Genomic DNA, 20,122 nt, shown 5'->3' with positions numbered 1-20,122 from the left:
ATCGCCGTTTTACCGTTTGATCTGCAACGGATACCCTTTGCATTCGTCAATGCGGACGGTGTGGCTCTTGCCCTGTGGGCCAGAGATCAGTCCGATCATTGGAAAGACAGCAGCTGTCAAGCGCCGTTCCATCGCTTTTGTGGTCTGCAAAGGGAAAGGCTCACCTCTCTCCGAGCAAATCAGTGCCCACGCGCAATGCAGAATTCCACCGCATCTATAAGCGCTGACTTATAGGCGCTATCCTCGAACACATCCAGAGCGGCAATAGCCGTGGCGCCGTGGGTGCGGGCCTGTTTGAGCGTGTCTTCCAGCGCGTTGGTTTTTTTCAGAAGCCCCATGGCAAAGTCTAGCGCACCGTCTGTGACATCCTTGCGCTCTTCCATCACCCGCTTCCAGAAAGCCTTGTCCTCTTCCGAGCCACGCTCATAGGCCATGATCACCGGCAGGGTGATCTTGCCTTCGCGGAAATCGTCGCCGACATTCTTGCCAAGTGCGGCTGCCGATCCACCATAATCCAGCGCATCATCGATCAGCTGGAAGGCGTTGCCCAGTTCCATGCCATAGTCGCGCAGGGCCGTGATCTTGGCTTCATCGCTTGCCGCAATGATCGGACCCACTTCACAGGCCGCTGCAAACAGGGCTGCGGTCTTGGAGCGGATGACCTGCATGTAATCGTCTACCGTGGTCTTCATATTCTGAGCCACGGACAGCTGCAAAACCTCGCCCTCAGCGATGACACAAGCTGCCGTAGAAAGCACGTCGAGCGCCCGGATAGAGCCGACATCCACCATCACGCGGAAGGCCTGACCAAGCAGGAAGTCGCCCACCAGAACGCTGGCCTGGTTGCCCCAGAGCATACGGGCGGCGAGTTTGCCCCGGCGCATGTCGCTCTCGTCGACCACATCATCATGAAGCAGCGTGGCTGTATGCATGAACTCAACAGCCATGGCCAGCTTGACATGACCTGCAGAGGTGGTGTCGTCATAGCCGCACATGTTGGCTGCGGCAAGGGTCAGCATCGGACGCAGGCGCTTGCCCCCTGAATCGATCAGATGCTTGGCCACTTCCGGAATCATTTCGACATCCGAGCCAGCTTTTTCGAGAATCAGATCATTCACGCGGCTCATATCCTGTTTCACCAGGTCGATAAGCGGCTGAATGCTGGCTTGGGATTTATTTGTCTCATTGAGAGGTGGGACAACGCTCACGCGGCGGCTCCAATTTTGTGTCTTTTCTTTTCGGTCGCGAGAATAGGCGGGTCACCGGACAACGACAAGGGGCAGGCGCGGAATTGTTACGGAATCACGTTGAAAATTATTCCTTTGTCTGCATTTTTCTTGCGCATCCTTGGACCAATGTACCGGATCAGGGGCAATCAGGCCGGAGAACATCCTGCAAAGGCGCTTGGCCAGCCTATAAGTCTCTTTTCTCCCCAAGCTTTTCAATTTATGGTTCGGCCCATCTGCAAAGCTGATTTCAATGGTCCCAGCACAAGGATACTGGCGTGGAAGAACTCATCAAGACAAACAATCCTGTGACCCTTTCCTTCGTGGAAGCCCTGCTCAAGGATGCCGGTATTCCCTATCAGTCTCTTGATCACAATATGAGCACGCTTTACGGCAACACTCTCAATTCCATTGCGCGCCGCATTCTGGTGGATTCCGATTATCTGGAACGCGCCCGTCAGCTGTTGCGCGATGCTGATCTGGAAAAGGAAGCGGATTGGTCGCTCGGCGAGTAGGCCTCTCGCACAAACGCATTTTGCAAGACATATCAGAAAGACAGGCCATGCCTTCCAACTCAGCCGCGCCCGCTCCCTTGTTGACCAACGTGCCGACTGTGGCAGCCGCAGGCCTTCCGGCGGATGTCGCAATGAGTGAGGATGACTTTCTCGGCGGGCGCATTTCGCTCCTGCAGCCGAGAAAGGGGCATCATCGCTCGGGTACGGATGCCGTGTTGCTGGCGGCCTGCACGCCCGCAAAACCGGGCGATCTGGTGGTCGATCTGGGCTCGGGGGTGGGCGCTGCGGGCCTCTGTGTGGCGGCGCGGATCGGTGGCCTTCGCCTGCTTGCCGTTGAAATCGATCCAGAAATTGCCGCCATCGCTGCGGCCAACATGGCCCGCTCCAAGGCCTTTCTCGCTGAGGCTTCGGTCATCAGTTGTGATGTCGCCTTGCGGGGCGACCCGCGCAAAGAAGCGGGACTCGTCGAAAATCTCGCCGACCATGTCATCGCCAATCCGCCTTACTACCGGCCTGAGAAATTTCAGACCTCCCCCAATGAGGCACGCGCCACGGCGCATATGTTGACCGATGAGGGTATGGAGCCGTGGTTCCGAACCGCCGTTTCCATCCTCAAGAGCAAAGGCACTTTCACCGTCGTCCAACGGGCAGATGAATTGCCCACGCTGCTTAAACTGATGGAAGGGCGCTTTGGCGGCATCACCGTGCAGCCTTTCTCGGCGCGAGAAGGCGAGGCTGCCCATCGGGTGGTTATTCAGGGCAGAAAGCAATCCCGTGCACCGTTCCGCCTGTTACCAACAATCGCCCTGCATGATGCTGGCTCGGACACCCCCGGCGCACAGATAGAAGCCGTTCACCGCCATGGTGCGGCGATTGAGTTGGGGTGATTGCCCAACAAAGGGCACAGCTCTTCTATCGGAATGCAGGAGAGCCGCACTTCTGATTGGGTCGTGCAGGTTTCAGATGGGCTCTAAATACCAAATTCTTTCTGCATGACGAAATTAAGATAGCGCCCGTCCTCAATTTCGAACCAGCTTTCCCCGAGTGTCTTGAAGCCCTTGCGAAGATAGTAGGAAACCGCTTCCTCATTCTCGGCATTGACGACGAGAAAGGCTGCGTCATGTCCGGCCTTGCGCATGTCGGCGTAGCTGGCCTCTAGCAGAGTCGTCCCAATGCCTTGCCCCTTATGGCGCTCGCGCACATAAAGCGTGTCGATTTCCGCTGCAGGGCAGGCTGGGAGTGGTCGCTTTGAAGGACAGCTCCAGCGTAAATAACCGCGCAGGCCTTCCTGCCCGGCATAGTCCACCCCATCAACGAGCAAATGCTGGTCTTTGTCCGCAATCAGAGCTGCCATGTTATCAGGCGTGAAGGTCTCCTGCGCATAAGCCGCAAAAACCGGAGGAATACCGGGGCGGCAATAGGTATGCAGCCAGACCTCGATGCTGAGCGCTGCCAGTGCGCCGGCATCATCCTGCTTGGCCACGCGTATTGCCATCAGCCCAACCGGTCGCGGAGGATGCGCTCGAAGATTCGGGCCCCGCTGGGCGTCAGGCTGTCGGGGAAGTCGAAATCCGGGTTATGCAATTGTGGCTGGCTTTCTCCCGACCCGAGCACGAACAGGGTAGAGGGGCAATGATGGCCGAACTGGCCGAAATCCTCAGACCAGCGCATGGGCTCGCTCTGCTCTTCTGTTGTGATGCCCTCAGCCTCAAGGGCCTTGGCAACCAGATCTGTGGTCTCGGGCGCATTGGTGCAGGCTGCGAATATGTCGTCCTGTTCGATCTGAAGGGTAAGACCAGCCTCTCTTGCCGCGACAGTTGCCAACTGCTCGGCGGACGCCACCAGACTGCCCATCACATCGTCACTGACGGTGCGCAGCGTGGCCCATATTTGCCCCGTGCCGGGGGCAACCCCGAAGCAGGGCTCGCCAACGCTCATATGGGTGATAGTGACCAGCTTGTAGCTGTCATCAAGGGCCTGTCCGGCGTCAAGACCATTGGTTAGGGCATTGAGGCCTGCGGCGATTGTCATCATCGCTTCGACCGGCGAGATGCCATCCTGCGGCATGGAGGCGTGGGAAGGCTTGCCTTCCAGCAGAATGCGGATGCCGCGAGAGGCACAGCACATGGCTCCTGATTTGAGCGCCACCGTGCCAAGCGGCAGGCCGGGCAGGTTATGAAGGGCAAAAGCCATATCCGGTTTGGGCACCTGACCCTCAAATACTGGATCGCGCAGCAGGGCAGACGCGCCCTTGCCGGTTTCCTCGGCCGGCTGGAACAGAAGCACGACCCGTCCGGATGCCGGGCGCTGACGGGAAAGGCGCATGGCCAGAGCCAGAAGAATGGCCATATGCCCATCATGACCACACAGATGGGCCTTGGTTTCCAGCTCGGAGCGATAGGCAAGATCGGATTGTTCCTGAATGGGCAATCCGTCCAGTTCACAGCGGAATAGCAGGGTGGGGCCATCTTGCCCCGAGTCAAAGGTCGCCGCGATGCCCGTGCCGCCAAGCAATGTGCCGTCCGGCTCTGTCCACGGGCCGAGCCCCGTCACGATGCTGTCCGGTGACAGCTTCTGCAATTCCTCAATGACCGTCTGCGCTGTTGCCTTCTCAAAGCCCGACAGATCCGGACGGCGATGCAGCGCCTGCCGGAAAGTCACCAGATGGTTGATTTCGGAATTGGTCAGCTGTGTGCTCATATCTTCAATTATCCACGTTTGCTTCTTGTTTCGGTGTTGTGATGACCGATTGATCAAGTCTCACTCTAAAGACCCAAACGAGGCAAAAGAAAGGGAAAAGCACAGCAGACTGTTGGAAAGACAGGAAATTGGCATGCAATAAGCGGATTTCGAAACCAAACCTCAACAGCTCTGCGCTTATGACAAGAATCATTCTGATGGGGCTGGAAATAGCAACCGCAGCCGCCTAAGTAAAAGCTATTAAAAGATTTGTTGTGCCTCGACCGCAAGTAACCAGAGGATGTTTGCCGTGAAAATCATGAAATATATCAGGAAAGCCATTCCCAACAGCATTCTCCCTGAAAAATGGACGAAAGAGCCGGTAGTCATCCCTGTGGTGCGCATGGTTGGCCCTATCATGGTCAATCAGGGCGGTCCGATGCGGTCGCATCTGAATATGGCCTCCATCGCAGGGCCTTTGCAAAAAGCCTTCGATATCAAGGACGCGCCCGCTGTGGCGATTGCCATCAACAGTCCCGGTGGCTCGCCGGTGCAAAGCCGTCTCATTCATGAGCGCATCCGGCAGTTGGCCATCGAGAAGGAAAAGGACGTCATCGTCTTTTGTGAAGACGCGGCTGCGTCCGGAGGTTACATGATCGCTGTTGCTGGCGATGTTATCGTTGCTGACCCCAGCTCCATTGTTGGATCTATCGGTGTTGTGTCTGGCGGTTTCGGCTTTGTCGATGCCATCGAAAAGCTCGGCATCGAACGGCGCATCTATACGGCAGGCACGCAAAAAGCGATGCTTGACCCCTTCAAGCCGGAAAATCCAGAGCATCTGGCTCATCTGGATGAATTGCTTCAGGATCTGTTCGAAAGCTTCAAGGAGCTGGTGCGGGGGCGCCGCGGCGACAAGCTGACCGAATCCGAGGACAAGCTCTTTACAGGTGCTTTCTGGACCGGCAACAAGGCGCTGGACTATGGCCTCGTTGATGAGCTGGGCGACATGAACAGCTATCTCAAGCGCCGCTTTGGCGAAGATACCAAGCTGAAGCTGATTTCCCAGTCTTCCGGTTTCTTCAGCCTGTTCCATTCTAGTTCGCTTTCCATGGGGGCAAGTCACAACGCTTCTGTGGGCGATCCTGTTGATCGCATCGCGGCAGGGCTGTCAGCTGACAAAATCCTTGCAAGCCTTGAAGAACGCGCATTATGGTCCCGCATCGGATTGTAATCACACCAAGGATTCTGATGATCCTTGAAGGGGCGCGCTGAAAGGAACAGGGCAGTTGATCGCGAAGTTAATGGTAATGCTGGCCGCGCTGGCCGCCCTCTGGATCTTTTCAAAGCTGCTAACGAAAATTCGCGCGCAGGGCACAGAGTTGAACCGCCGTCGTCAGGCCGAACTGATGCGCCAGAAAGCTGAAGCCCTAAAGCAAGAGAGCGAAAAGGCAAAGCGCGAGGCAGATATCATCGATCTGGAGCAGGATCCCGAAACCGGTGATTTCCGCGAAAAGCGATAAAGCTGCAAGGACACGTTTGACAGTTCCGGCGGGTCTCGCAGGAGGGATAAGTTTTTGACTTATCCTCACGGCCAAGAATCATGAAACAAAGGAAAAGGGAGCGAGCGCACCGATATCGGCTTGCTCCCTTTTTCTTTGTTGGGGTATGTGGATTTTTCGCCCTTTCTCCACCAAGCATGCACAGTTTGTGCAAGCACCTGTGAGCACTGATATGGAGAAACCGGTCCTTTACCTGCTGCTAACAGCTGCCTGAGCGCTTTGTCTACCAATGGGCTAAGGCAGGCTCTTGCCAAAAGAACCGGCTGACCAATAGCATTGATGGGCTCACACTCGTCATGCGGGTGAGCGTCGCCTGTGGGGGAGGGGCGTCATCATGTCGGTTCTTGATCAAATTCTGCCAATTCTGTTTCTCATTCTGGCGGGCATGTCGCTGCGCCTGTTTAATGTCCTGTCGCCGCAGATCATGGAAGGCCTGACCAAGCTTGTGGTCAATCTGGTTTTGCCCAGTGTGCTGTTCACGGTCTTTCTGGATATGGCGATGAAGGCCTCCTATCTGGGTGTCTTCGTGGTAACGGCCGCCATTTGCGGCGGGCTTTATGCGCTGGGGCGGATCGTCGGGCCGAAACTGGCTCCCAACCATCCTTATTTCCCCTTTCTGATGACCGGCTTTGAATATGGCATGCTCGGGGTCAGCCTGTTCGGTGGCGCTTATGGATTGCAGGCGGTGGGCTATATCGCCGTGGTCGATCTGGCTCACGAGCTGTTTATCTGGTTCATTTTCGCGCCCATGCTGATGATCCGCCGCGACGGACAGAGCGATCCGGCAACGATCCTGAAAATGTTTGCAACCTCGCCGGTGGTTATCGCCCTGGTCGCCGGTCTGGTGTGCAATGGCCTCGGCCTGTCGGATTTCATCAAGACGACGCCAGTTTTCTCAAGCCTCTATGGCACCATGAAGCTGCTGGCTGGTATGGCCATTCCGCTCATCCTGCTGGTGGTGGGCTATGGCATTCGCATCCATCGCGAGGGGCTGGGCGATGTTTTGAAAATGGTCGCCCTGCGCTACGGCATTCTGGTGCCATTGGCGCTTCTGCTCAATATGTTTGTGCTGGATGGCCTGCTCGGCCTTGGCGAACCCTTCCAGATGGCTTTCTTCACCCTGCTGATATTGCCACCCCCCTTCATCATTCCACTCTTCATGCAGAAGGCACCTGAAAGTGAAAGGGCTTATGTGATCAATGCGCTGGCGGTATCCACCGTGGTAAGCCTTGCGCTGTTTGCCATCTATTTGGGGTTCCATCCTACCATCTAGCGGGTAAAAACGGGCGGGCAATGGCGAGGGTGCTCACTTATCCGCATAGCGGGTCGAGCACGTCGGCGACCAGATAGCCATCGTCACCGAGACGACCATATCTGGCGAGCCAGTCGAGAAAGATCATCGCACTCTGGCTGGGCTGGGGGCGCTCCGAGGAAGGACGCACAATGAGGCCTTCCTTGAAACAATAGAAGCCGGCAGGCGCTATCAGCGTGCCACTTTTCAGCTCTTTCTCGATGAGAAATTTGGGGGCCAGTGCCACGCCCATGCCCCGCTCGGCAGCCTCATAGGCGAGCCCCGCCAGCTCGAAGGTCTGCTGGCTTTCGCAGGATAGCGTGAGACCGGTCATCTCCGACCATTGCGCCCAGCCACTTTCCGAGCCACGTCGGTCAAGGCGGTTCTTGAAGGCCAAATGTCCGTCTTCAAGATGATGCGGGTAGGAAGATGATAGCACCGGCCCGATATGGACATCCCCCAAGGTGGTGCCATTCGGGTGGGCTTCTTCTGGGCTCACAAAGCGATCCCATGAAAGCACCAGATCTACCGAGCCGTCGAAGGAGTGGGAATTGAGCGGGATGGTCAGGGTTATCTGGATCTCGATATCCGGATGATGCCGGTTGAAACGCGCGACAATGGGAATGGCCCAGACGCGGGCAAAGGTTGAACTAACCTTGATGGAGACTTTATGCTGCGTCCGCTCAAGGCGCAAACTGTCATAGCCCTTGCGAATATCGGACAGACCATCCGCAACGATCGAGGCAAATTTCTGCCCTTGAGGCGTGAGCTTGATGCCCGAGCCATGCTTCTCGAAAAGCGGCGTTCCTGCATGGTCTTGCAACTGATGAAGCTGCTTGCTTACTGCACTGTGGGTCCGGCCAAGCCTGTTGGCCGCTCCCGTCACCGAGCCGCTGTGGTACAGCGCTTCAAAGGCCAGCAGGGAGGCTAGGGGTGGCAATTGCGCCATGGATTGTGGAAGCTCCGGCTTATGTGAGGGCATGGGATCATGTCACTTTTCCTCACATATAAGGTGCGTATTTTTCAATTTTATTACAGCCAAAAAGACGCAATAATTGCACTAGCTCGGGCGAGACGAATCCGATAGCAAAAGATAACAAAAACAATGAAGGAGAGAAGGCCATGAAGACGAGCTTTGAGGGCGATTTCAATCGCATGAGCCATCATGAAGCACTGGCTTTGATCGCCAACTATGGGCCAAAGTGGCAAAGAAGCTTGAGACAGACGCTGGCTCTGTGGCGTGGCCGCCGCAAGGAACGTCAGCAGATGCGGCGCGATCTTAAAACGATCGGCTTTAACGATGCTGTGCTGGAAGATTGCGGTATGACCCGGCATGAGGCGGAAAAGGAAGCCTCAAAATATTTCTGGCAGGCCTGAGACCTGCCAGAAAAGCAATTCAATCAAATCATTGCCTCGCACGCCGGAGCCGGCCCACGATGCAAGTCCCCCATTAGCCGATTTCGGTGTGTGAGGTGATGATTTTGGAAACGAGGCCATACTCTTTGGCTTCTTCAGAAGAAAGCCAGTAATCGCGGTCGGTATCGGCTGCGATTTTTTCAATCGGCTGGCCTGTTGCTTCCGAGAAGAGCTTGTTGAGGCGCTCATTCATCTTGATGATTTCGCGTGCCTGAATCTCGATGTCAGAGGCCATACCGCGCGCACCGCCCGATGGTTGGTGCAGCAGGAAGCGTGTGTTTGGCAGGCAAACGCGGCGCTCTACCGGAACGGAAATATAGATAAGAGCACCCGCAGAGGCGACCCAACCGGTTCCGATGATCCAGACCTTCGGTTTGATGAATTTGATGATGTCATGCATGCAGTCGCCAGACTCGACATGGCCACCTGGAGAATTGATGAAGACCTTGATGTCTTCGTCGCTTGTGGCTGCCATGGCGAGCAACTGGGCGCTCACCTTCTGGGCCATTTCCTGCGTCACTTCACCGTAAATGAAGACGGATCGGGATTTGAACAGGGCCTCGGCCGCATCCTTGCCCATAGAGTCTTCCGACTTTTTTTCATTTTCTTCGCTCATGGTGCGAACTCCCATCTGGCAATTGACTTTGCCCTTTTGGCATTTGGCGCAAACCGGGCGTCGAATCAAACATAGTTCGCGCCCACCTTAATAACAACTCGTGAACAAGTCCTTTTATCGATGCAACAAAATGGCGCTTCATCCCTACGCTGTAGTTTGCATGGTTGTTTGCGGATGAAGGACATGAAGGTTCAATCGGGCAAGAGCCCATTAACGTCTTGCAACAAAAACCGAGAAACCGGTTGATGAAATGCCGGATTTGTGGAATCTACTGGACGCACTCTAATCTAAATCTCTGTTTTTTAGAGCTTTTCTACTTACTAATCTGTTCTTGAACAGCGGATCGTCCTTATTTGAAAACATCCGGAATTGTGCGGCAGCGCAGACCGCATCTTCCGGAATGGGAGAGTATAATCATGAAAGTCAATTTTCTTGCTGCCACGATTGCCGGCCTGACCCTCGCTGCGACAAGCTATGCCTTTGCGGCAGACAGAAACGTAACCATCAAAAACCAGACCGGATATGCCATCGTTGAATTCTATGGCTCCAACAGCGGCACGAATGAATGGGAAGAAAATATTCTGGCAGGTCAGCGACTCAATCATGGAGAAGCCGTTGAAATCAACTTTGATGACGGAACCGGAAACTGCATGTTCGATTTTCTTGCCGTGTTTGAAGATGACGACCGGGTTACACAGGAAAATATCGATGTCTGCAAGATCGGCACTTTCACCTTCGGTGAATAGGGCAAAGCCTACGAAATAAAGGCATGGTGAGAAGAGGGGCTGCGGCCCCTTTTTTGCATCAGCAGCGCATCGACAGTGCATCAGCGATGCAAGACAAAAATTTGTTCTTGCTATGTTCTATCTTCTGCCGCATCATTCTCTCAGAACAAAACGCTAACAGAATCGACGGGCGCTCGCAAGCGCACGCGAGACGCGATGGAGACTGATGAGCATGGCCGCCGCCAAAGCAACCGCTCGCAAACAAGGTTTGGAGGACGTAGATCCCTTTGTCGGTTTTCAGGTCGACCCCGGCCTGCATAAGGGCAAACGCATTCGCGGCAGGGGAACCCGTTCCAACAAGACGGGACGGTTCGAGCCCTACCAGACAGAACCGGTCGATGACGGCTGGTCTTACCCGGATGGGGAAGAGCCGCTGCCGCCTCTGCGCACGGAGGTGCAGGAAGAGAAGGCCCGCACCATCATTACGCGTAATGACTCGCCGGACATCCCTTTCGACCGCTCGATCAACCCTTACCGCGGCTGCGAGCATGGCTGTATCTATTGCTTCGCCCGTCCGACCCACGCCTATATGGGGCTGTCGCCGGGGCTTGATTTCGAAAGCAAGCTTTTCGTCAAGCCCGATGCTGCCAATCAGCTGAAGAAGGAACTCTCGGCCCCTGGTTATCGACCGCGCCCGATTGCCATTGGCACCAACACCGATCCCTATCAGCCAGTGGAGCGCGAGTATCGCCTGATGCCCGATATTCTTGATGTGCTGGAGGAAACGGGCCATCCGGTGGCGATTGTCACCAAGTCTGCGCTGATCCTGCGCGATCTGGACAAACTAAAGGCGCTCAATGAACGCAATCTCGTCAAGGTGGCTCTGTCTGTGACGACGATGGACAATCGCCTGTCCCGCGCCATGGAGCCGCGTGCCGCGAGCCCGAAACGACGCCTTGAAACCATCTCGCGGCTGGCTGAAGCGGGCATTCCCACATCAGTCCTGGTTGCACCTGTCATTCCTGCGCTCAATGACAATGAGGTAGAAACCATTCTCACTGCAGCCTATGAAGCCGGGGCGCGGGAAGCAGGCACCATTCTGTTGCGCCTGCCCAATGAAGTCAGTCCGCTCTTTCAGGATTGGCTGCTGCATCACTATCCTGATCGCTACCGCCATGTAATGAATGTCTTGCGCTCCATGCGGGGTGGCAAGGACTATGACAGTCGAATGGGGCAGCGCATGAAAGGAACAGGGCCTTTTGCTGAGCTTCTTCATAAGCGCGTTGATGTTGTGTGCAGAAAGCTTGGTTATAACACCCGACGCACACGGCTATCCTTGAAACATTTTGCAGCCCCAAAAAGAAACGAGGCCCAATTATCTCTATTCTGACAGGAGCATTGCTTAAAGTGTCTTCTGCATAACAATACTCGATATTCAGTATACTTATATTTGGCAGCAGGCGTCTTTAACACATGATTAAGTGAGATATTTTTGGATAAGTGTGAGCAAATTAAAAATGTTCTATCTTTAGCCCAAGATATCATTTGTACTCTCTACGGAATCACTTTAGGAGCCAACCCGATTAGGTTAATGGACCGGTTTTTCCGGTTTTTAAAAGGGTTATAGCAGGGACACGCCGCATCGTTCCTGTTGCGCGGTGAATGTGGCTTCCCTTCACTGCGCCTCCAGCTGCCCCGTTTCAATCGCCGTTTGGCGGTTTGATCGGGGCAGCTTATTTTTTCAAGAGCTTAACTGCTTTGCAGCAATAGAAGACCCGGCCTGCTTGTCCTCTCCCGTTTCAGCTTTTCTCATGAGGTCGTGCTCCGTCAGACGCAGCTGCTGAGGCGAAAAATGTGGGCCTAGATCACCAACTTTATATTCTGAGGCAAGCGAAAAAGCGTGCAAGCATTCGCAAATAGCCCACACCCTCTCGTGAAACACTTTTCTCTGCCCCTCCGGCATACTACGCTAACGAAGTGTTAATGGTTTGATTCGTCGCCTTGGGCACTCGAACAGGGCTTTTGCAGCGGCGCAGGGCTGGCTGGAATTTGGATAGTATGGGCTTCGTGCCTGATGAGTAGCGGCAGCGAGTAAGGCGATTGGATCGCCCCGCGAAGCTGAAGATGTAACTAGTAAAGCAGCGGGGCCACGAAATGCCTGTAACGGAGATGAAAACATGCAAAGGCTAGGGGCCGTTTTTATCGCCATTTGTATGGTCGCCATCTCTTTGTCTGTCGGCGCCATTTTGCATTTCAAACTCGGGTTGTCCATAACTGAGGCCTCGCCTTTTTCCTTCGGTATTCTGCTGACGCTGCTGTTGGTGCATTACCAGATTTCCCGCGTGCGTGATCGCATGATGCTCGATGAGCAGATGGATGATCTTACTCGCCTCAAACTGGCCCTGACCAAGGAAGTGCAGGATGTGCGCGAAATGGCGCGCGAGCTCGATAGCACCGTAGCTAGCCGCCTTGAAAAAGAGGTGGAACCCATTCTGGCAGAGCTGGATGTGATAGGTACGCTGGTCAAGCAACTGGCCGAGAGCTGCGCTGATCTTGATGAGCGTATGCAGCAGGGCGAAGGGCAGGTGGCCGAGGTCAACGCCAAGCTGATTGCCGCCACCAGTTCCGTAAAGGAATTGGAGGAACATCTGCGCGCCAACGCGCGCTCTCTGTCCGCAAGACATGAAAGACCGGCTGAGAAGCCCGTCCAGCCTGTGGCCCAGCCCGTTGCACCGAGCTATTCCGAGCCCGCGCGTCGGTATGATGAACCCGAGGAACAACCAGCGCCAACCCAATCTCATGTCCAACCTTATGCCGAGGAGCAGGGGAACCGCCCGTCGCCGCCACCCGCAGCGACAGATGGAGGTCCAACTGGCCCATTTGCAGAGACGAGGGAACAACCGGTGACGTCGGAAGACGAAGCCAAGGTGCGTCGTGCTCTGGCCCTTGGCCATATCGAACTGTTCATGCAGCCGATCGTTGCCCTGCCTATGCGCAAACCGCAATATTACGAAGCCCTGACACGGCTGAAGACCGACGATGGCGAGGTGATTACGCCAGACATCTTCTTGCCGGTCTGTCGCCAGAACGGCTTCCTGCCCATGTTGGATCGATTGGCCGTCAATGAGGCATTCCGCCTGTTGCGCCGTCTGTCAGATCGGGGCCATCCGGTGGAGCTGTTCTGCAATCTCGCGCTGGAGAGCCTTGCCGATAGCGATTTCTTTGCCCTGATGCGGGATCTGTTCGATCAGAACCGTGATCTGGCCCCCCATGTGATTCTTGAATTCTCGCAGGCTGATCTGCGCAAATTCGGGTTGATGGAAGAAGAGACCCTGAAGCTGCTCAGCTCCATGGGCTTCCGCTTCTCGGTAGACCGCGTCACCAATCTGGCTGCCGGCTTTGACGAGTTCGCCCAGAAAGGCGTCAAATTCGCCAAGATCGCCGCGCCGATCCTGACCCATCGGGAAGCCGGTCGCGGGCTTGATATTCACCCTGCCGACTTTTCTCGCCTGCTTTCACGCAAAGGCATGGACCTGATTGTCACCCATGTTGAAAGCGAGCGCGATCTGGTCAATCTGATCGACTATAATGTGCATCTGGCCCAAGGGGATCATTTCGCGCCAGCCAAGGCACTGAAGGGCAATCCGGCCACGATGCGAGGCCCCTTGCAAGCAGGAACCGTCTCTCAGCAGCAACAGGCCGCTGCAGCCCCTCGTCCGGCGATACGCCCCTCGCAGGTGGCGCGCATGTCTGGGGGCGGCAATGAACCGACACCAAACCGTGCTTCGCCTGTTGATCGCCTGTCCCAGTTCCCCGAGCAATCCCGCCTACAGGCGCCTTCGGCCCCGTCCTCCCGATCGGCCACGTCATCGCGTATGTCAAATGGCTCAGGGGCGCAACGCGCGCCACAACGACCATCTCAACCGGCTTCCTTTTCCAACGAGCCGACGGCCGGAGCAGGGAGCAACGGGGCTGAGCGTACGCTGGGAGAAAATCCGCGCATAGCCGAGGCCCTGCGCGCCATGGCCGCCGAGGATACCAACAACAGCGAAACTCGCGATCACTTCCGCGCCGTTCTGGCCGAGGCCGCAGGCCTGATTGCTCCGGGCGAAGCATCGGGGCAGACCGGTGACGGAGCTGCGCCAACCGTTCGCGCCGCCGCTCAGGATCGCATGCAGCCACAACGCAGCGCAGGCCAGTCTGATCGCCTGCCTGCGGCCGATGATTTCGGCCTGAAAACGGGAACGGATCGCGGCCAATATATTGAAGTGTCCTGATCGCCCTCAGGTGACATCGATGAGGCGCGGCATTTTTGCGCACATGTTTGCGATAGAGGGCATCATCTGCCTCTTGACCTTGTATTTTTAACAAGAGACAAGAGGGAGAACCTGAAACCACTTCTCGACATGAAGGGATTGCCATGTCTTCCCGCATCGCTGGCCTGTCAGCCATTGCGCCGAATTACAAGGGACTATTGTCCGACATCTGGGGTGTTCTGCACAACGGGCAAACTGTCAACGACTGCACCGTCGAAGCGCTCGGCAACTTCCGCAAAGACTTTGGCAAGGTGATTCTGATCACCAACGCGCCGCGCCCTTCTGCCCAGATTTGCGAGCAGCTCGATAGCCTCGGCGTGCCGCGTGACTGCTATGATGCGGTCGTCACCTCGGGCGATGTGACAAGAGCCGAGCTTACCAAGATCGGCAAAAAGAAGGTGTTCCATCTGGGCCACGAGCGCAATCTGCCGCTGTTTGAAGGCCTCGGGCTGGAACTCGTAGGGGAAGACGAAGCAGAGATGATCTGCTGCACCAGTCTTCTGGACAATCTCACTGAGACGCCGGACGATTACGACGCCCTTCTGCATCGCCTTGCCAAACGGCATCTGCCCTTTGTCTGCGCCAATCCCGACAGGATTGCCGATCAGGGCGGCAAACTGGTCTATTGCGCTGGTGCATTGGCCGACCGTTATGAGGCCTATGGCGGTGAAATCGTCATGGCAGGCAAACCTGAAGCCCCGATCTATGAGGCGTCTCTTGCCAAGTTTACCGAGATCAACGGAGCGCCGATTGCCAAGTCCGACATTCTGATCATTGGCGACGCCATGCCGACGGATATGCGCGGTGGCCATTATCAGAAGATTGATGCCCTGTTCATCACAGCGGGCATTCATGCGCAGGATTTCGGCCCCATGGATGCGCCTGATGATGATCGCGTCAGCCTGCGTCTGACCCATGAGGACGTGGAAACGGTCGGCTTCATGACACGCCTAGCCTGGTAAGAGCAGCATCCTCTTTGAACGGGCGGTTGGATTGACCGCTCGTCTATCCTATATTCCTGTTTAGAATGCGGCTTGCGGGCCGTAATGCGCCGACAGGAAAAGGAACGTGTTATGCCTCAGGATCAGATCTTTCATCTCGCCAATCGTGTTGTGGTTCAACTTTCCGGCTCCGAGGCGGAAAGTCTGCTGCAACGGCTTATCACGATCGATCTGGATGATCTGAAACAGGGGGAGCTTCGTCACGGAGCCTTGCTGACGCCGCAGGGGAAAATCACCATCGATTTTCTGCTCTCGCGAGACGACGGACAGTTCCGCTTTGATCTGGACAGGGAGCAGCTGGGCACCTTTATCAAGAAGATGACGCTTTATCGGATGCGCTCCGATGTGACGATAGAGGAAAGCAGCGAACGCGTTGGTGTGGCCTTTGTAGCCGATGCTGACAAGGATGCGCGCGCGCTACGTGACACCCGGTCCGATCAACTTGGCTGGCGGCTTTATGGTGAGGGCGCCCAGTGGCAAACCTCACCCGAATTGGAAAATGCCTATCTGGCCCGCCATATCGCGGCCATTGTGCCTCAGGCCGGTCTTGATTTCTCTCTTGATGATGCATTTCCTCATGACATCAATATGGACGCGCTGGGTGGTCTTGATTTTGGCAAAGGGTGCTATATCGGGCAGGAGGTGGTCTCACGCATGCAGCATCGAGGCACCGCCCGCAAACGTCTGGTGCGCCTTGAAGCGGATATGCCGATTCCCCCGACTGGTACCAAAATCCTTGCCGGAGAAAAACCGGTCGGCGAAGTCGGGGCTATGCTCGACAAACGCGCTCTGGCCATTGTGCGGCTGGATCGGGTGGCCGATGCCCTCAAGGATGGATTGGCTCTGACGGCAGGCAGCGTGCCCTTGCGCATTGAGTTGCCAGATTATGCCGACTTTTCTCTCCCCGCCTGAGTGTGGCTTTATGCCAACTCTTGTTGCAATTTGCATGAGGCCGTCATTGCTTCTTTGGTGATGACGGTCTTTTGCGCGGGTTCGGTTGCGGAAAAGCCAGATTACACCTCTATTTTTGGTCCATGCTTAACAAAAATACAAGGCATGGGTATCCTTCAATGCTTTATTAAGCATCTCTCCTTAGGCTGAAAGCTATTGGGGACGAAGGATTGCTAAAATGTCGACGGACTTGCTTGTACTGGATTCATTGGTTGCAGACATCGCTGATTTTGCCAAAAAGCAGATCGATGAAGGCGATCTTTCAGGGCCACGCTTTGGCGCCTATGTGAAGCTGGCCTGGTGCACGCAATCTGGTACACCTTGCTATTCCGATTGTCAGAATATCACGGAAGCTCTGCAAACCCTGCGCGATTTGGAGCAGAATGAACAGGTCGACAGCTTCTATGTAGCCATGACCGCAGCCAGCATGGAAGCCTTCCCGCAAATGAATACACCGCTCAGCGATTTTGATGCGATCCGCCGCATGGGCGCAGCCTTGCGCGAGGTTGCCTGACGCGCCGCCGGCCCAAAGGACCGGCAGTAAGTCTTGTAGAGGATAGGCCCCATTCGGGGCCTTTTTCATGAGCGCAGCTTGGCCCGTTTGAGATGCTCATCAAGGCGGGGCATGATTTCTACAAAATTGCACGGTTGATGGCGGTAATCCAGCTGATGGACGAGGATACCATCCCATGCATCCTTGCAGGCACCGCTTGAGCCGGGAATGCAGAAAATGAAGGTCGTGCCGGCCAGTCCTGCTGTTGCTCGAGACTGGATGGTCGATGTGCCGATTGTTTCAAACGAGATCTTGTGGAACAGCCACGAAAAGCCATCCATCTGTTTGTCAAACAGCGGGGTCATGGCTTCCGGCGTGACGTCGCGGCCGGTAAAGCCGGTACCTCCCGTTGAAATGATGACATCCACGCCCTCATCGGCAATCCACGCCTTGGCTTGCGCCTGAATGGCCTCGACATCGTCTTTCACGATGGCTCTGTCAGCGAGGCTATGCCCCGCAGCCTGCAAACGGTCAACGAGGGTCTGACCGGATTTGTCATCTGCCAGCGTGCGCGTATCGGACACCGTCATGATGGCAATTTTCATCGGAATGAAAGAGCGGGGCGCATCGGAATCGGGAGAATGGGTATAGGCCATGGGTGTCTTTCCTGTCGGTCTTTGGCAAATCGGTATCAAGCGTGAGCCGATTGAATGGCCTAACAGCTTGTCCTGTCAAGATGCAAAGCATGGCCAGAGAGCTCCGACGCCCACTCGATACCAACCTAGCGCCCGATATAGCGATCTCGCCGGTGATTGATGGCGATGATGGAATTGAGCACGATAGAGCCAAGAACCGACCAGGCAATGATGGGCCATGGGAAGAAAAACAATGCGGTGGCGAAAATCGCCAGATCCAGCAATTGCTGCACATAGCCAGCCCGAAAGCCGGTGAATTCCTGAATGGTCACGGCCATCGCTCCAACGCCGCCCAAGCTGCCTTCATGGCGAATGATGGCCAGAAGCCCGGCCCCCACCATGGCGCCGAAGGCGAGAATGCCAACAAGTGGATCCAGATGCTCAAAGCTGATGGCAGGGGAGACGAATTTCATCATGGCCGACATGCCAACCACACAGATGACAGACTTGATGGTGAAGCGCATGCCCATGCGATGATAGGTGAACCAGTAGAAAGGAATATTGACCAGAAAGAACACCGTGCCGAAATCATAATCCGTCAAATAGGAAATAAGTAGGGCAAGCCCTGCGGTCTGTCCGGTCAGAAAGCCCAGATGGGTCAGAAACACCATACCCAGAGAGCAGGCAAAGACACCGAATGTCAGCCCTTGCACATCGTCCAGAAGGCTATGCTTCTCACTATTCTTATGGGGATCTTTGTTATCTGCGCTGGGCTTTTTGTTGGTCATGGCCGATTGGCATCCGTGGAAATGGGCTTATAGAACTTGTTTCCTGTGCATCTAAAGAAAACACGCAATGGATACCAGAAGAAATATTCAAAAAGCGACTTCGTCATTGCTGCCTTGCTCAAAACGCCGGGCGAAGCAGATATCTGGCTATCGGAATGAGTGTAATCGGGGAAGGGGGCAGGCCTAGGCGCCAAAGTGGGCCCACGAGCTAGACCAAAAAGAGTTGTTGCGATCCACCTTCGGAACATTGCGCGTTTGGGGGACGCTTGGAAGGGCAATTTCACCGCGAAACCAGTGCGCGTCAGCTATCACATTGGGGACGACGAAAGCTGTTGCATAGTCTAAGCGGAGCCAAAGGCGGATCGCTGGCTCGGCTGTCAGCAAGGACAACCGGACCAAGAAGTTCGTGGCTATTGGGAGTAAGTTTCTTGTCGGATCAGCAAACGCCGCATCTCCTGATCGCGTTGGCGGCCTTATAATGCATCGAACCTGAATGAAATCTGAGTGCATCATTCATTTAGCGTTCATATTGGCATCGAAAAGCAAGGGGATGTTGCTTAAATGAGAGCGTAGCGAATATATTTGTGCTGGTCCAGCGGAAATTCGCTATATTCCTGCGCCCTAAGCGGTCGGTGGATGCGAGAAGATAATCACAGCGCAAAATCGCGCTTTTCTTATGATCCCGATTGCATTAGGGTCCGCTCGAGCCTTCGGGACACCGAGTACTGAATTTTTCCACTTTAAAAGAGACACTTTAGGAAGATGACCGACATTCTTGCCCCTCACATGCAGCCGGAACGTTCTTTTCAGGGCATGATCCTGGCGCTGCAGAAATATTGGGCCGATTACGGCTGCGCAGTTCTCCAGCCTTATGATATGGAAGTCGGTGCCGGTACGTTCCATCCATCGACCACCTTGCGTGCGCTTGGTCCGCGTCCGTGGCGCGCAGCCTATGTGCAGCCATCGCGCCGCCCAACTGACGGGCGCTATGGTGAAAACCCGAACCGTCTGCAGCATTATTACCAGTTTCAGGTCTTGCTGAAGCCAAGCCCGGAAAATCTTCAGGATCTTTATCTTGGCTCTCTGAAGGCGATCGGTATTGATAGCTCCATCCATGATATCCGCTTCGTGGAAGACGACTGGGAAAGCCCTACCCTTGGTGCATGGGGCCTTGGTTGGGAGTGCTGGTGCGATGGCATGGAGGTCTCCCAGTTTACCTATTTCCAGCAGGTCTGCGGCATTGAATGCGCACCTGTCGCTGGTGAATTGACCTATGGGCTGGAGCGCCTGGCCATGTATGTGCAGGGCGTGGACAATGTTTACGACCTTAACTTCAATGGCCGCGATGGCGACGAGCGGATTACCTACGGTGATGTCTTCCTGCAAACCGAGCAGGAATATTCCCGCCATAACTTCGAATATGCCAACACCGAAATGTTGTTCCAGCATTTTAAGGATGCGGAAGCTGAATGCCGGTCTCTTCTTGAGCAGGGCGAGAAAGCAGGCAGTGAAGCTGGCATGCATTACTGCGTTTTCCCAGCTTATGATCAGTGCATCAAGGCATCCCACGTCTTCAACCTGCTTGATGCGCGTGGCGTTATCTCGGTGACTGAACGTCAGAGCTATATTCTACGCGTGCGGGAATTGGCCAAGTCTTGCGGTGAAGCTTTCCTCAAGACCAAAGCCGGTGGCCTTGGCTACGAGAGCTGATCGCGACCGATATCAGCAAACAGGATTGATACAAAAAACCGGCCTCAGGTGATTGAGGCCGGTTTTTTGTTCTCAAGCGATGGCGTCGGTCTATTTGTTTTTGCCCGACTTGCCATTGTTGCTTGACGCGTTGCTGTTGGCATTGCTCTTGCCGTTGTTGCTTGACGCGTTGCTGTTGGCATTGCTCTTGCCATTGTTGCT

Annotated in this window: 20 protein-coding genes; 13 read left to right on the top strand and 7 right to left on the bottom strand. The window is 55.2% G+C overall.

The features are described from left to right. Window positions 1-179 precede the first annotated feature (179 nt). A complete protein-coding gene (locus BM258_RS07400) occupies window positions 180-1,208 on the bottom strand; it encodes a polyprenyl synthetase family protein (protein WP_175527975.1) in 1,029 nt (342 codons plus the stop codon). A gap of 296 nt (window positions 1,209-1,504) precedes the next feature. Between BM258_RS07400 and BM258_RS07395 the strand changes: the two genes are divergently transcribed. Both BM258_RS07395 and BM258_RS07390 read left to right on the top strand, forming a co-directional pair. Continuing rightward, window positions 1,505-1,741, top strand: a complete 237-nt coding sequence (locus tag BM258_RS07395; protein WP_090070703.1) for a putative signal transducing protein — start codon at window positions 1,505-1,507, stop codon at window positions 1,739-1,741. Window positions 1,742-1,788: 47 nt separating this feature from the next. After that, complete coding sequence (locus BM258_RS07390; protein WP_090070701.1) at window positions 1,789-2,628, top strand: tRNA1(Val) (adenine(37)-N6)-methyltransferase; 840 nt, start codon at window positions 1,789-1,791, stop codon at window positions 2,626-2,628. 83 nt (window positions 2,629-2,711) lie between these two features. Here the strand turns inward: BM258_RS07390 and BM258_RS07385 are convergent, their stop codons facing one another. After that, window positions 2,712-3,236 (bottom strand): GNAT family N-acetyltransferase, encoded by a 525-nt coding sequence (locus BM258_RS07385; RefSeq protein WP_090070699.1) that lies wholly within the window; start codon window positions 3,234-3,236, stop codon window positions 2,712-2,714. Beyond that, entirely contained in the window at window positions 3,236-4,441 is a 1,206-nt protein-coding gene (locus BM258_RS07380) for an amidohydrolase (protein WP_090070698.1), read from the bottom strand. The genes BM258_RS07385 and BM258_RS07380 overlap by 1 nt, the downstream gene beginning before the upstream one ends. A gap of 298 nt (window positions 4,442-4,739) precedes the next feature. On the opposite strand from BM258_RS07380, the gene BM258_RS07375 reads away from it, so the two are divergent. The 3 genes from BM258_RS07375 to BM258_RS07365 all read left to right on the top strand — a co-directional run bounded on the left by BM258_RS07375 (window position 4,740) and on the right by BM258_RS07365 (window position 7,252). Beyond that, complete coding sequence (locus BM258_RS07375; protein WP_090071276.1) at window positions 4,740-5,651, top strand: S49 family peptidase; 912 nt, start codon at window positions 4,740-4,742, stop codon at window positions 5,649-5,651. 55 nt (window positions 5,652-5,706) lie between these two features. Next, complete coding sequence (locus BM258_RS07370; RefSeq protein ID WP_139229230.1) at window positions 5,707-5,940, top strand: hypothetical protein; 234 nt, start codon at window positions 5,707-5,709, stop codon at window positions 5,938-5,940. Window positions 5,941-6,313: 373 nt separating this feature from the next. Continuing rightward, window positions 6,314-7,252 carry an AEC family transporter gene (locus tag BM258_RS07365; RefSeq protein WP_090070694.1) on the top strand — a complete coding sequence of 313 codons (939 nt, stop codon included), beginning with the start codon at window positions 6,314-6,316 and terminating at the stop codon, window positions 7,250-7,252. A gap of 37 nt (window positions 7,253-7,289) precedes the next feature. Here the strand turns inward: BM258_RS07365 and BM258_RS07360 are convergent, their stop codons facing one another. Then, on the bottom strand, window positions 7,290-8,252 hold the full coding sequence (locus tag BM258_RS07360) for a LysR family transcriptional regulator (RefSeq protein ID WP_090070692.1): 963 nt from the start codon (window positions 8,250-8,252) through the stop codon (window positions 7,290-7,292). A 140-nt stretch (window positions 8,253-8,392) separates the two neighbouring features. Between BM258_RS07360 and BM258_RS07355 the strand changes: the two genes are divergently transcribed. Beyond that, window positions 8,393-8,647, top strand: coding sequence for a hypothetical protein (locus BM258_RS07355; RefSeq protein WP_090070691.1), 255 nt, complete (start codon window positions 8,393-8,395; stop codon window positions 8,645-8,647). A gap of 73 nt (window positions 8,648-8,720) precedes the next feature. Here the strand turns inward: BM258_RS07355 and BM258_RS07350 are convergent, their stop codons facing one another. Further along, complete coding sequence (locus tag BM258_RS07350) at window positions 8,721-9,302, bottom strand: ATP-dependent Clp protease proteolytic subunit (RefSeq protein WP_090071274.1); 582 nt, start codon at window positions 9,300-9,302, stop codon at window positions 8,721-8,723. Window positions 9,303-9,718: 416 nt separating this feature from the next. Between BM258_RS07350 and BM258_RS07345 the strand changes: the two genes are divergently transcribed. The 6 genes from BM258_RS07345 (at window position 9,719) to BM258_RS07310 (ending at window position 16,809) form a co-directional block, all read left to right on the top strand. Further along, entirely contained in the window at window positions 9,719-10,048 is a 330-nt protein-coding gene (locus BM258_RS07345) for a hypothetical protein (RefSeq protein WP_090070689.1), read from the top strand. Window positions 10,049-10,259: 211 nt separating this feature from the next. Further along, window positions 10,260-11,417 carry a PA0069 family radical SAM protein gene (locus BM258_RS07335; protein ID WP_244544626.1) on the top strand — a complete coding sequence of 386 codons (1,158 nt, stop codon included), beginning with the start codon at window positions 10,260-10,262 and terminating at the stop codon, window positions 11,415-11,417. A 787-nt stretch (window positions 11,418-12,204) separates the two neighbouring features. Beyond that, window positions 12,205-14,304 carry an EAL domain-containing protein gene (locus tag BM258_RS07325; protein ID WP_090070680.1) on the top strand — a complete coding sequence of 700 codons (2,100 nt, stop codon included), beginning with the start codon at window positions 12,205-12,207 and terminating at the stop codon, window positions 14,302-14,304. 143 nt (window positions 14,305-14,447) lie between these two features. Next, a complete protein-coding gene (locus BM258_RS07320) occupies window positions 14,448-15,305 on the top strand; it encodes a TIGR01459 family HAD-type hydrolase (RefSeq protein ID WP_090070678.1) in 858 nt (285 codons plus the stop codon). A gap of 111 nt (window positions 15,306-15,416) precedes the next feature. Continuing rightward, window positions 15,417-16,256: a CAF17-like 4Fe-4S cluster assembly/insertion protein YgfZ gene (gene ygfZ / locus BM258_RS07315; protein ID WP_175527974.1), complete on the top strand. Its 840-nt coding sequence runs from the start codon at window positions 15,417-15,419 to the stop codon at window positions 16,254-16,256. A 217-nt stretch (window positions 16,257-16,473) separates the two neighbouring features. Next, a complete protein-coding gene (locus BM258_RS07310; protein ID WP_090070674.1) occupies window positions 16,474-16,809 on the top strand; it encodes a hypothetical protein in 336 nt (111 codons plus the stop codon). A 65-nt stretch (window positions 16,810-16,874) separates the two neighbouring features. Here BM258_RS07310 and moaB read toward each other — a convergent pair whose 3' ends face one another. Both moaB and BM258_RS07300 read right to left on the bottom strand, forming a co-directional pair. Beyond that, a complete protein-coding gene (gene moaB / locus BM258_RS07305) occupies window positions 16,875-17,444 on the bottom strand; it encodes a molybdenum cofactor biosynthesis protein B (protein WP_090070672.1) in 570 nt (189 codons plus the stop codon). Between the two features lie 125 nt (window positions 17,445-17,569). Beyond that, window positions 17,570-18,211 carry a YitT family protein gene (locus tag BM258_RS07300; RefSeq protein WP_090070670.1) on the bottom strand — a complete coding sequence of 214 codons (642 nt, stop codon included), beginning with the start codon at window positions 18,209-18,211 and terminating at the stop codon, window positions 17,570-17,572. A gap of 762 nt (window positions 18,212-18,973) precedes the next feature. On the opposite strand from BM258_RS07300, the gene BM258_RS07295 reads away from it, so the two are divergent. Then, on the top strand, window positions 18,974-19,921 hold the full coding sequence (locus BM258_RS07295) for a glycine--tRNA ligase subunit alpha (protein ID WP_090070666.1): 948 nt from the start codon (window positions 18,974-18,976) through the stop codon (window positions 19,919-19,921). The last annotated feature ends 201 nt before the right edge of the window (window positions 19,922-20,122 follow it).

The sequence above is a fragment of the Cohaesibacter marisflavi genome, from assembly GCF_900115225.1.
Taxonomy (GTDB): Bacteria; Pseudomonadota; Alphaproteobacteria; order Rhizobiales; family Cohaesibacteraceae; genus Cohaesibacter; species Cohaesibacter marisflavi.
The sequence above is the reverse complement of the archived record's forward strand: the minus strand, read 5'-3'. Positions and strand labels throughout refer to the sequence as shown.